Source organism: Brevundimonas sp. (genome assembly GCF_016463485.1).
Taxonomy (GTDB): Bacteria; Pseudomonadota; Alphaproteobacteria; order Caulobacterales; family Caulobacteraceae; genus Brevundimonas.
The window spans coordinates 22,005-34,003 of the sequence record NZ_JAEMRD010000021.1 but is presented as its reverse complement, the minus strand read 5'-3'; the positions used below and the strand labels follow the sequence as shown (position 1 = coordinate 34,003).

The 11,999-nt window shown below is 67.7% G+C and carries 14 protein-coding genes; 2 read left to right on the top strand and 12 right to left on the bottom strand.

The features are described from left to right. A partial coding sequence (locus tag JHC99_RS05430; RefSeq protein ID WP_292152441.1) for a GNAT family N-acetyltransferase occupies positions 1-643 on the top strand: 643 nt, incomplete at its 5' end. On the opposite strand, the gene JHC99_RS05425 is transcribed toward JHC99_RS05430, so the two are convergent. The 9 genes from JHC99_RS05425 to JHC99_RS05385 form a co-directional block, all read right to left on the bottom strand. Beyond that, entirely contained in the window at positions 640-936 is a 297-nt protein-coding gene (locus JHC99_RS05425; RefSeq protein WP_292152440.1) for a transcriptional regulator, read from the bottom strand. The two genes, JHC99_RS05430 and JHC99_RS05425, sit on opposite strands and share 4 nt — an antisense overlap. Then, positions 933-1,391, bottom strand: coding sequence for a hypothetical protein (locus JHC99_RS05420; protein ID WP_292152439.1), 459 nt, complete (start codon positions 1,389-1,391; stop codon positions 933-935). Before JHC99_RS05420 ends, JHC99_RS05425 begins: the two co-directional genes overlap by 4 nt. Before the next feature lie 76 nt (positions 1,392-1,467). Then, positions 1,468-2,232 (bottom strand): ATP12 family chaperone protein, encoded by a 765-nt coding sequence (locus tag JHC99_RS05415; protein WP_292152438.1) that lies wholly within the window; start codon positions 2,230-2,232, stop codon positions 1,468-1,470. 10 nt (positions 2,233-2,242) lie between these two features. Continuing rightward, on the bottom strand, positions 2,243-2,929 hold the full coding sequence (locus tag JHC99_RS05410; RefSeq protein WP_292152437.1) for an HAD-IA family hydrolase: 687 nt from the start codon (positions 2,927-2,929) through the stop codon (positions 2,243-2,245). A gap of 139 nt (positions 2,930-3,068) precedes the next feature. Then, a complete protein-coding gene (locus JHC99_RS05405; protein WP_292152436.1) occupies positions 3,069-4,121 on the bottom strand; it encodes an RluA family pseudouridine synthase in 1,053 nt (350 codons plus the stop codon). After that, on the bottom strand, positions 4,118-4,513 hold the full coding sequence (gene crcB, locus JHC99_RS05400; RefSeq protein WP_292152435.1) for a fluoride efflux transporter CrcB: 396 nt from the start codon (positions 4,511-4,513) through the stop codon (positions 4,118-4,120). The genes JHC99_RS05405 and crcB overlap by 4 nt, the downstream gene beginning before the upstream one ends. Before the next feature lie 70 nt (positions 4,514-4,583). Next, positions 4,584-4,973, bottom strand: coding sequence for a hypothetical protein (locus JHC99_RS05395; RefSeq protein ID WP_292152434.1), 390 nt, complete (start codon positions 4,971-4,973; stop codon positions 4,584-4,586). 163 nt (positions 4,974-5,136) lie between these two features. Beyond that, positions 5,137-6,522 (bottom strand): ABC transporter permease, encoded by a 1,386-nt coding sequence (locus JHC99_RS05390; protein ID WP_292152433.1) that lies wholly within the window; start codon positions 6,520-6,522, stop codon positions 5,137-5,139. Beyond that, positions 6,519-7,478: an ATP-binding cassette domain-containing protein gene (locus JHC99_RS05385; RefSeq protein ID WP_292152432.1), complete on the bottom strand. Its 960-nt coding sequence runs from the start codon at positions 7,476-7,478 to the stop codon at positions 6,519-6,521. The genes JHC99_RS05390 and JHC99_RS05385 overlap by 4 nt, the downstream gene beginning before the upstream one ends. 164 nt (positions 7,479-7,642) lie before the next feature. On the opposite strand from JHC99_RS05385, the gene JHC99_RS05380 reads away from it, so the two are divergent. Beyond that, complete coding sequence (locus JHC99_RS05380) at positions 7,643-8,038, top strand: hypothetical protein (RefSeq protein ID WP_292152431.1); 396 nt, start codon at positions 7,643-7,645, stop codon at positions 8,036-8,038. Here JHC99_RS05380 and JHC99_RS05375 read toward each other — a convergent pair. The 3 genes from JHC99_RS05375 to serA form a co-directional block, all read right to left on the bottom strand. Beyond that, positions 8,019-8,642: a M23 family metallopeptidase gene (locus JHC99_RS05375; protein ID WP_292152430.1), complete on the bottom strand. Its 624-nt coding sequence runs from the start codon at positions 8,640-8,642 to the stop codon at positions 8,019-8,021. The two genes, JHC99_RS05380 and JHC99_RS05375, sit on opposite strands and share 20 nt — an antisense overlap. A 180-nt stretch (positions 8,643-8,822) precedes the next feature. Further along, positions 8,823-10,631, bottom strand: a complete 1,809-nt coding sequence (locus JHC99_RS05370) for an autotransporter domain-containing protein (RefSeq protein ID WP_292152429.1) — start codon at positions 10,629-10,631, stop codon at positions 8,823-8,825. A gap of 98 nt (positions 10,632-10,729) precedes the next feature. Further along, entirely contained in the window at positions 10,730-11,956 is a 1,227-nt protein-coding gene (gene serA / locus JHC99_RS18765) for a phosphoglycerate dehydrogenase (RefSeq protein WP_366927712.1), read from the bottom strand. Positions 11,957-11,999: the final 43 nt, after the last annotated feature.

Genomic DNA, 11,999 nt, shown 5'->3' with positions numbered 1-11,999 from the left:
CATCGACACCCAGTTCATCTGGCGGAACCGGGGCTATGGGAGCTTCGACGACTTCCTCGCCGCCCTGTCGTCGAACCGGAGGAAGACCATCCGCCGTGAACGCCGAGATGCCCAGCAAGGCTTGGACATCCGCGTCCTGACCGGCACCGAGATCAAGGAGGCGCACTGGGACGCCTTCTTCGCCTTCTACATGGACACCGGCAGCCGAAAGTGGGGCCGCCCCTACCTGACCCGCGCCTTCTTCTCCATGATCGGCGAGACCATGGCCGACCGGATCGCCCTGATCATGGCGTTCCGCGACGAGACGCCGGTCGCGGGGGCCCTCAACTTCATCGGCCGCGACGCCCTGTACGGCCGCCAGTGGGGCGCGCTGGAAGAGGTGCCCTTCCTCCATTTCGAGCTCTGCTACTATCAGGCCATCGACTTCGCGATCTCGCACGGCCTGTCCCGGGTTGAGGCCGGTGCCCAAGGCGAGCACAAGGTCGCGCGCGGCTATCTGCCCTCCCCCGTCTATTCCGCCCACTGGATCGAGAACCGGGGCCTTCGCCACGCCGTCGCCGACTACCTCGATCGCGAACGGCCTGCGGTGCTTCAGGGGATCGAGGAGATGACGGTGGAGATGTCGCCTTATCGGCAGGGTTAGCGAGCGACCCCCGCCAGCCGCGTCAGCTCCGCCACATGGGCCTGGAAGGCTTTGCGCCCCCCCGCCGTCAGCTTCAGCCAGGTGCGCTGGCGGCCGCCCGAAGCCACCTTCGACACCGCGATGTGGCCCGCCTCTTCCAGCAGCTTGACGTGTTTGGACATGACCGAGTCCGACACCCCGACCGCATCGCGGACCATGGCGAACTCGGCGTCCTGAACCCCCGCCAGCACGCCGCAGATCTGGAGCCGTCCCGGGGCATGGATGACGGGGTCGAGCGCGGGCACGAGGCTCATTCGACGGTCTCGGCCAGGTCGCGACGATAGACCGCCATCCACCAGCGCCCGCCCACGACGGCACCGACGAAGGCAACGGCTCCCATCGCCAGCGGCAGCCACAGAATACCCTTCTCGCGCCCGACCAGGGAGCCGATCGTCAGGGCCGCGAACAGCACCCCGACGACCACGGCGACCCAGCGCGCGCCCTTGGGCTGGAACCCGTCGACCCAGAAGCCGAACCGATTCTTCCACCAGCGCACCATCAGCGCCAAGGCCCCCAGGGCGATGGGAACCGTCAGAACGGCCCAGGGCTGTGGCAGTCCCTGACCGGCCACCAGCAGGGCGCAGACCCCGCCGTAGAGAAGGTCGTAGCCAAACGGATAGGTCATATTGCGCCCTACCGCGCCGCGCGCCGCCTTCAGCGAGGCCAGGGCCTCGGCGGGGTCGGAGATGTCGGTCTCGGGTTCAGGCATGGCGTCCTCACTTTCCAGACTGGAAAATGACGCACGCTTTCCAGCCTGGCAAGTGAAAACTTTCCGGATTGGAAAGTCAGCGCTCCAGCGCCCTGAACCAGTGATCGACCAGCACCGCCTCGGCCCGCCGCGCGGCCGTGCGTTCAGCGGCCTCGGCGTCCACGCCCCATTGGCGTTCCTGATAGGCCTCGTCGATCCGGCTGAGGTCGAAGGCCGCCTCGCCCGCCAGCGCCCCGCGCATCACCGCCAGACCCAGTACGGCCGAGCCCAGCAGGGGCACGGCCGTCGCCAGCGCCGTCAGGGCGAAGTCGTCGGCCTCCAGCGCCAGCGCCCGCACCCGCGCGATCGCCGACGGATCCTGGGCCTTGTGGATGATCCCCTCGGCGACCTCGAGCACCACGCCCAGTTCCGCTGCTGCCCAGTCCCGCCAAGGCCCCCAGGCCCTGGCCTGTTCCGCCACCAACCCCGTCGGATGCTCGGCGACGTAGCAGATCGCGTCGGACCCGGCGTAGGCGGCGATCTCTTCGGCGACAGGTTCGCGGGTCTGGCTGACGCGGTCGATGGCGGTCGCCGCCAGTCGGGTGGCGGGCATGGTTCCCGGTTCGATGAACTCGCCCTGCGCGTCCCATTCGTCGGCGACCAGTCGCGCGGCGGCTTCGGTGGGCAGGACGAAGACCGCATGGGCCGGTGTCTTCGGCGGCCGGCCGTCCAGCACGACGCGCCAGCCGCCCTCCACGGCCTCGACCCCGGCGGTCTTCCAGAACCGCTTCAGCCGTTCCTCGGACTCGCGGAATCCCTTCCGGGCGGCGACCATGGGGTCCAGTGGCGGGATGTGGCTCATCGTTCGGGTCTCAGGCGGTCAGGCGTTGCGGGCGGGCTTCGGCGGCGAACCGGGCCAGCGCCGCCTCCAGGTCGGTGAAATCAGAAGCCACATGCACGACCCCGGCCGCCCATTGTTCCTCAGGCGTGTGAAAGCCCCAGGCCACGCCCAGCGGCACGACCCCGGCATTGACCGCCATGGTCGCGTCATGGGCCGTGTCGCCGATCATCACGGTGGTGGCGGGACAGGCATCGCACGCCCGCATCGCCGCGCTCAGCATGGCCGGATCGGGCTTGCCCGGACCGTCCTCGGCGCAATGCGACGACAGGAACAGGTCGGCCCAGCCCTCGCGCAACATGTTTCGCGCCACGCCGCGCCGGTTCTGCCCCGTTGCCAGGGCCAGCCGCCATCCGTCGGCCTTCAGCCGGTGCAGATGGTCCATCGCCCCGGGATAGAGCGGCTCTTCGTGGCCCGAGTCATACAGCCGTCGGAACGCGCTCTGGAACGCCGCCACGAAAGCCGCCAGCCCCGCCGCATCCAGCCCCGGCTCCAGCTGCCGCATCGCCTCGGTCAGGCTCAGCCCTACGCCCTGGCGCACCCGCTCATAGTCCGGCTCGGCCAGGCCCAAAGCCCGAGCCGCCTCGCACGACGCCTCATGGATCGAGGCCCGCGAGTCCACCAGGGTGCCGTCGATGTCGAAGACCGCGAGGGGTTTCATACCTGCCGCTCATCCCGGCGAAAGCCGGGACCCAGTTCTTTTGTAAGGCAGTGCGTTGGACATGGGCCGTAAGACGCGGACAGACTGATCGCCCAAAACACTGGGTCCCGGCTTTCGCCGGGATGAGCGGAAATCTTATTCACCGCATCCGCCTGACGCCCTCGAACGGGTCATAGTCCGCCTCGCCCTCGTCGAAGCCGAAATGCTGGAAGCCGGCGCGCAGCTCCGCGCTGATCGGCGCCTCGACGACAAGCCGCCCGCCCGACGGATGATCCAGCTCGATCCTGCGCGCATGCAGTTGCAGCTTCAGCGGTCCCGACAGCTCGGCCGATCGCTCATCGCCGTATTTGGGGTCGCCCAGGATCGGATGTCCGATCGCCTTCATGTGTGCCCGCAACTGGTGCGTCCGCCCGGTAAAGGGCCGCAGCGCCATCCACGAGGCCCGCTGACCCGCATGGCTGATCAGGGCGAAGGCCGTCTCGGCCGGTTCGGCCCCGTTCTCCTTCGGCTCGGCCGGGCGCATGATCTCATAGTCGTTGATGCCGGATTTCTTCAGCGCCAGATCGATCTGACCGGCGTTCGGCTTGGGCATGCCGTGGACGATGGCCCAGTAGGTCTTCTTGGCCTGACGCCGGGCGAAGGCTCCCGACAGCCGCTTGGCCGCCTCCGGTCCCTTGCCGAGCAACAGGACGCCGGACGTATCGCGATCGAGCCGATGCACCAGGCGCGGCCGCTCCATCCCCTCGCCCCAGGCCGACAGCAGACGGTCGACGTGCCGCGTCGTCTTGGTCCCGCCCTGCACCGCCAGGCCGTGGGGCTTGTTCAGGGCGATGACCAGGTCGTCCTCGAAGATCACCAACGACTTCGCGAAGGCGACGTCAGCCGGGGTCAGGGCCATGTGCTCGCCCGGGGCCCGCACGATCGGCTCGGGGATTGGCGGCACCCGCACGGCGGCACCCGCCGTCAGACGGCCTTCGGGCTTGATGCGCGAGCCGTCGACACGGATCTGGCCGCCGCGCGCCATCTTCTGCACCTGGATGTTCGACAGATGCGGCCAGCGCCGCCGGAACCAGCGGTCCAGCCGGATGCCGTCCTCGGCCTCGGCCACATAGAGAATCTGCGCCTCCGCCGCCCCGACCGGCCCCCTGGCCTTGGGGGCGTCCGGCGCGTCGTCGTTGGGGTCGTAGCTCATGCCGAAACTCCGAACGCCCGTCGCGCGATCATCAGCCCGACCATCAGCGCCGCCGCCGAGACCACGACCGACGCGAGCACATAGGCCGCCGCCGCCGCATACTGACGCCGCTCGATCATCAGAACGACCTCAAGTGAAAACGCCGAAAAGGTCGTGAACCCGCCGAGAATGCCGACCGCCGCGAACACTCTCAGGGTTTCACCTTCAGCCCCGGCCCGCGCCGAGAGCCAACCGACCAGCAGCCCCATCAACAGGCCGCCGACGACGTTGACGGTCATCGTGGCCCACGGCCAGGTCGCGCCCGGCACCACGCGGGCCGCTGCCAGCCCCACGCCATAGCGCGCCATGGAGCCCAGGGCTCCGCCGAAGCCGACCAGCAGAAAACGCATCATGGCCGGGCTTATAGCCTGCTGCGACCGGTTGCGAAGGGGTCAGCGTGAAGCGCCGCCTCTTCGTCTCGTATCAGATCGAGACTTGGGAAAGAGCTTCCGGTGCGATAATCGTCTGGCGCGAGATCGCCCTCTTCAAGCTTTTGGTTGCCAGATGGCTTTGGATCAAATGAATCGCGTTCATCTGATCGGTGCTCACCCATTCATCGCTAGCGATGACTTCCAGCATTCCGATAATTTCAACTGGCGATGTCGGTTGATGATTAAGCAACGAGGCTTCCACAGCCTTCAACCGCGCATAGGCCGCTTCGCCGCGTCTGTCGCTTTCCAGCGCCGTCTCGCCCAAGACCGGTGGCGGATCGTAGTCCACCAACTCGTGCCAGGCGCGGTAAAGTTCCAGAAAGTCAGTTAGTCCTTCCCGGCCTGTGAGGGCCCAGACATCAGGATCCGCACGTCTACCCATCGCAACGCCTTCCCTACAGGGGCCGCGTGGGACGCCGAGATCAGCTACCGCCGCGATCCATTCTTGCAGACCGAGTAATGTCTGATTCGGCACATACAGCAATAAGTAGAAAATTCGATTTCCAGGAACAAATCTCTACCTAAAGACGCGCCCGACAGGTGCCCTACCGACCCCCTCCACGAATCGCCGACCCGAACGCCTTCCAGCTCAGCTTCACGTCCGACAGGGCACCGGCCCGGAACGCCCGACCCGCGACCCAGACCATGAACAGGGCGAAGGCGAACATGGCCGCCAGCGCGCCCAACGACTCATACAGCGGCGGGTGCGAGGGCATCCGCGCCATCATCAGGAAGGGCGTGAACGGCGGGATCCAGGACAGGATGCGCACCACCGGGCTGTCCGGCGAGGTCAGGGCCATCTGCATGGTGATCATCGGCACCACCAGGATCATCATGATCGGCCCCATCAGCGTCTGGGCGTCACGCGGCGTCTCGCAGAAGGCACCGATGGCCGCGAACAGCACCGCGTACATCAGGTATCCGCCGACCATGAAGGCCACGAACCAGGCCAGCAGACCGCCGCCCCACAGGATCTCCAGCACCTGCGCCCCTTGCGCCGGCGCCGCCGTCAGCAGGCCGAACAGGCCGATCCCGCCCCAGGCCCCCATCACCGTCAGGGTCAGCAACGCCACCCCCAGCACCTTGCCGGCCAGGATCTCGGTCGCCGAGGCCGAGGACAGCAGCACCTCCAGGATCTTGTTCGACTTCTCCTCCATCACGCTGTTCAGCAGGATCGAGGCGCCGGTGATGATCAGCGACCACAACAGGAAGCCACTGATCAGGCCGATGATGGCCGGCAGCTTGTCCTTGAAAGACACCTCGCCGCCGCTGGCCGCGCGGGGCGAGAAGACGCTGACGTCGGCGCGGAACTCCTCGGTCTGTTGCACCACGGTCGGATCGATGCCGGCCCGGGCGAAGGTTTCCTTGCGGTTATAGGTCTTGAGCGCCGCGCGGACGAAGTCCTCGACCGTGTCGTCGGTGGCGCGGCTGGTCCAGACCCGCGCGGACGGCTTGCCCTCGATCCGCGTCAGGAAGACGACCGCGCTGATCCGCTGGTCGCGGGGCGTGTCTTCGTCCTCCAGATAGCGACGCACCACAGCCTCCTGGGCCGGGCCGTTCGGAGCGGCGGCCATGTCGGCCGGGGCCTGGACAAGTCGCATGGACGGCCTCGACAGGGACCGCAGCGCATCACCGGCGGCAGAGGTCTGGGCCCCCGTCGCGGCAGCCGTCTCGGCGGCTTCCTTCGCGCGGTCCTGACGGCGTTTGGCATCCGAGGCCAGGGCGTCACGTACCGCGGCCGACAGGCCTTGCGCCTCCGGTCCCTGTTCGATCAGGACGACCCGCCGCACGGGCTCGGACGTCTGCATCAGGATCGGGATCGCGCCGCCCAGCACGGCGAACAGCGGAAAGGCCAGCAGCGACAGCCAGAACCCGACCGTCCGGGCATAGGCCATGTATTCGCGACGGGCGATCAACAGGGTGCGGTTCATCGGGCGGCTCCTGAAGCCGGCTTGGCCACCGACTGATCCTGGTCCGGGTGATCCCCGGTCAGGTCGATGAAGGCGTCATGCAGGGTCGGCTGTTTCAGCTCGAACCGCCGTACGTCCAGACCCGTCAGGAAGGCCGCCTTCAGCGTCTCCTGCCCGGCCGCATCGGCCGCCAGCGCCGCCTTCAGCGTGCGCACCCCGTCGGCGTCGTTCAGCACCTCGACGCCGGTCACACCGGGCAGCCCGCCCACGGCGTTGGGGTCGATCGCCCCTTCCAGTTCCAGGAACCGCCGCGACGTCGCGCGCGCCTCGGCGACCGTCCCCTCAAAAGCCTTGCGCCCCCGCGCCAGCAGCACCACCCGGTCGCACAGCCGCTCAGCGTGCTGCATCACATGGGTCGAGAACAGCACCGTCGCGCCGTTCGCCGCCAGGTCGCGGATCACCGTCTCCAGCCCCTGCTGGTTGACCGGATCAAGGCCCGAAAACGGCTCGTCCAGGATCACGAACTCCGGCCGATGCACGACCGAGGCGATCAGCTGAACCTTTTGCGCCATCCCCTTGGACAGCTCCTTCATCTTCTTGTTCTTCGAGGCACCCAGGCCCTGCGCGTCCAGCATCTCGCGCGCGCGCTTGCGGCCCTCGGCGACCGGCACCCCCTTCAGCGAGCCGAAGAAGGCGATGGCGTCCACCGGCGTCATCTTCTTGTACAGGCCCCGCTCCTCGGGCAGGAAGCCAATCCGGTCGCGCACCTTGCGCCCATCGTCGGCCCCCAGAATCTCGATCCGCCCCGACGTCGCCGGCTGCAGTCCCAGGATCATCCGCAGGGTCGAGGTCTTGCCCGCGCCATTGGGGCCCAGGAACCCGCAGATCGCGCCCTTCTCGACCTGGAAGCTCAGGTCCCGCACCGCCTGGAACTCCCCGTAGCGTTTGCTCACGCCGTCCAGCGTCAATGCCGCCATGCTCGCCTCCCCTGCCTCGATCCAACCGCAAGGCGATTCCGGACCGACCCCTCACGCTTAGCAAAGGGGTCGGCACCGACAAACCGCTTTTGCCACGACGCCGTTCGTCTTGACGGCCGGCCCGTGCGGCGAGACTCTCCGGCCAGGGGCTTTGGGAGGGAACCGTGCTTAAAATCATTCTGGGGATCGTGGTCGGCGTCGTCGTGGCCTTCGCTGCGGTCATGGCCGGCGAGCTTGCGATCCACGCCCTGACCGGCGGCACAGCCGTGGACATGAACGATCCGGCCGCCGTCGAGGCCATGATGGACGCTACCCCCGTCGCGTCCAAGATCGGCATCGTCGCGACCTATTTCATCGCGGTCCTGCTGGGCGGACTGGCGGCGGTGCGAGTGTCGGGCCGCGCCTGGACGGCCTGGGTCATCATGGCGGTGATCCTGGCCGCCACCATCGCCAACTTCGCCATGCTGCCCCATCCGCTGTGGATGGTGGTCTGCTCGATCCTGCTGATCGCGACGGCGGGCGTACTGGCGTCCGGCGCGTTCAGGTCGAAGCGGACGTGACCTTCACCTGAAAGCTGCGCCCCATGACCCGGGTCGGGTTGATCTGGGAGCCGCCGCGACGGACCTCGAAATGAAGGTGCGGGCCGGTCGAATAGCCGGTGGAGCCGATCAGGCCGATGCGCTCACCGGGAGCGATCTTGTCGCCCGAGGCCACATCGACGCGGCTCAGGTGGCCATACAGGCTGGTCATGCCGTTCGGGTGGCGCATCTCGATGAAGTTGCCATAGCCCTCGGGGTCGTAGCCGATGCGCAGCACCTGTCCCTCGGCCGAGGCATAGACGGACGTGCCGGTCGGGGCGGCGATATCGACGCCCTTGTGCTGGCGAACGCCGGGCTCGCCGCCCAGACGTCGCATCCCGAAGCGGGAGTTGATGGCAAAGCCCGGCACAGGCTCGGCGAAGGCGATCTCGCGGGTCACCGGCCCGGCTGGCGCGGCAACCGCAATGACGGGGGCGGCCGCAGGGACGGCGACCGGATCGGCGGCCGTCACGGTGACAGGCGCGAGCGGTGCTGCCGCCATGGCCATCCCGGCGATGGCCAGAAGACCGGCCGTCTGGCCGAAACGAATGAGATAGGACCGCGCGGGCGGCAGTAGTCGGCGCATAGGATCGTCGGCTCCGGTCGCTGCAAGACTGAGCAGGGAGGACCATCATCCCACGACGCGGCGAGGAACGCCGTTGCATCGATCCGGGGTGACGGAGGGGCCGCCTTGTCTCCCCCCGAAAGGGCGACTTTGGGGCACCCCGGGCGGACACAAGGTCGCACCCGGGGAACTCCGATCCTTCTATTGCAGCGGCAGCGTCAGGGTAATGCCGCCCATGTGGCTGTCGGCATGATCACCAAACCGGCCGCGATAGCCGATATCCACCGAGATCGGCCCCAGGTCGCCGCGCACCCCGGCCGAGGCCAGGATCTGGCCCCCGAACGGCTCGTCCACCTGACGGGCCAATACCTTGGCGGTGTTGTAGCCGATACCGGTACGCACAGCGTCGGAGCTGTCGTCCAGGGCGTCGCGATAGCCGCCCTCGGCAAACAGGGCAAAGCCGCCCATGTCGGCCTCGGCCCGCAGGGTGGCCTCGGCGCTCAGCACCTGGACCGTGCGACCCTTATAGTCATAGGCGGCCGCCGGGCCCTGTTCGATGAAGCCATCGACGGTCGACGACACCCACGACACCGCCACGCGGGGCGAGATCGCGATACCACCGAGGTCCATCCACACGCCACCTTGCGCGCGCGCGCCCTTGCTGACGCCGTCGGCCTTGCCGATGTGGACCACCGGCGCAATCGAGGTCAGGCGCCGGGTGTCGAACTGGTCCGCCGCCGCGCCGGCCGTCGCATTGACGAACATCGCGCCCGACCGCCAGCCGCCATAGACGTCGAACGCATAGGTGTTCAGATCGGTCTCCAGCCGGCCGCCTACGACGTCGGCGCGACGATAGCTGCCCGCGACCCCGACCTTCCAGGTATTGGACCAGGCGTTCTCGACCGCGAACCGCAGGCCGTAGCCCTCGGACGCGGCCGCCGCCACGACGCCGCGCCGGTCGCTGTCGGTCTGGTCGTACGATCCGCTGACCGACACCGTCGTCCCGTCAGCCCAGTCGCCATGACCCGACAGCGCCGCCGAACCTTCGTCCAAGCTGTCCTCGCGGTGGCGATAGGAGGTCTCGCCCATCACCGCGCTCTGGGCGCCGATGTCGGCGTAATACAGGTAGTCGTTGGCCAGCTGGGCGATCAGCCGGTGCCCCAGGGCCGTCGGGTGGACCCCGTCGACATAGAAATAGCCGGGATCGGCGCAGCGCGGCGTGGCCAGGGCGCACTGGTCGGTCACGTTGGTGATGCCGAACTGGCCCGGATTGCCCGCAATCACGTCACCGATCTTGAACAGGTCCATATAGATGATGTTGGCGTTCGGATTGGCCGCCGCCGTCGACTGCAGGCCGGTCAGCAGGGCACCGTTGAAGGTCGTCACCGCGAAATCGGCCAGCGGTGCCGCCGTGGTGTTGCGGAACTGCGGCGTCAGGCTGAGCTTGGGCAGGTTCGTGACCAGAACGGTCCCCGCCCCGGCCGCCGCCACGCTGTTGGTCAGGAAGTTGATATCGGCCGCCGCCCCAAGCGACACGGGCGAGATCGCGCCGGTCGGATTGGATGTGGCGCCCGCCGCCGGCAGGGCCTGGAAGATGTTGTTCGCGCCACCAAGAATGCTGACCAGATCGGTTGCGCCGAACCGTCCGCCCGCCGACGTGTAGGAAGTCAGTTGAGTCCGCATGCCTGGTCCGGGCGACGCCACCGTATCAGTGCGCGACCCGCCATAGGCGTAGTTGATGCTGCCGGTCACCGGCGAGCCGGCCGTCTGGCGACCCAGGTTGAATCCCAGCAGCTCGACGAACACGGGCCCGGTAGAGAAGCGGCCGTTGACGAAGGGCGCGGCCGGCGCGGCCCCGCCGGTGATAGCGAACAGGTTGCCGTTGTCGGTCAGGCTGTCGCCGAAGACGACGAGCCGGCCGTAGGACTGGGCGTTGGCGGTGGAAGCGGCGGCGAGCGACGCGGCGGCCGCGAGCACGACCAGAGCCGCGCCTGTGTGAATCCTGGACATGAAACCTCCCTCGACCGTCAGACTCGCGGTCGTTGGGATGCACTTTGCGCGCGTTTCCCGGGAGTTCAAGATGCCGTTGGGGAAGCCTCGGCCTGGTTCTAATGAAGAAGCCGGAACCGCAGCGTCCCGGCCACGGTCTTCAGCGCCTTCAACGCCTCCGGATCATAATCGCGGTCGACGTCGGTGATGACATAGCCCGTCCGCTCGTCGGTCTTCAGATGCTGGCCCAGTATGTTGAGCCCCGCCGTCGCCAGTTCGCGGTTCAGCTCGGCCATGACGCCCGGCTGGTTCCTGTGGATATGCAGGATGCGGTGCCCGCCCGACACCTCGGCCAGTTGCACATTGGGCAGGTTGACGCTGAACGTCGTGTCGCCCCGGTTCAGATAGCCCAGCAACCGCTCGGCCGCGAACTCGGCGATGGCTTCCTGCGCCTCTTCCGTCGATCCGCCGATGTGAGGGGTCAGGATCACGTTCTTCAGCCCCATCAAGGGGCTGTCGAAAGGATCGGCATTGGTACGCGGCTCTTCGGGGAAGACATCCAGCGCCGCCCCGCCAATCCGCCCGCCCTGGATGGCCTGGGCCAGGGCGCCGATATTGACCACATGCCCGCGTGACAGGTTCAGGAACAGCGCGCCTTCCTTCATCTGCTGGAACTGGGCCGGGCCGATCAGGTTGGTGTTCTCGCGCCGCCCGTCGACGTGCAGGGTGACGACATCCGCCTCGGCCAGCAAGGCGTCCAGGTTTCTCATCCGCTTGGCATTGCCCAGCGCCAGCCGCTCCGAAAGGTCATGGAAGATGACCCGCATCCCCAGCGCCTCGGCCAGCACCGACAGCTGCGATCCGATGGCACCATAGCCCACGATCCCCAGCGTCTTGCCGCGCAGTTCGCGCGAGCCGTCAGCGGACTTGTTCCACTTGCCGGTATGCATGGCGGCCGATTTGTCGACCACGTCGCGCATCAGGGTGATGGTCAGGCCGATGGCCAGCTCCACCACCGACCGCGTGTTCGAGTACGGCGCATTGAAAACCGCCACGCCGTGATCGGCCGCCGCGTCCAGGTCGATCTGGTTGGTGCCGATGCAGAACGCCGCCACCGCCATCAGGCGATCCGCCTGTTCCAGCACCCGTGCCGTCACATTGGTCTTGGACCTGATGCCCAGAACATGGACGCCCTTGATCGCCGCGATCAGGTCGTCCTCGTCCAGCGCGCCCTTCTGGGTCTCGACCGAATACCCGGCCTCTTCCAGCCGCTCGATCGCGGCGGGGTGGATGTTCTCGAGCAGCAGCATCCGGATCTTGGAACGCGGGAAGGACCACCGCCCCATCATCCCCTCGGCGTGCAGCAACTCGTCCATCGACGGTGCCTCG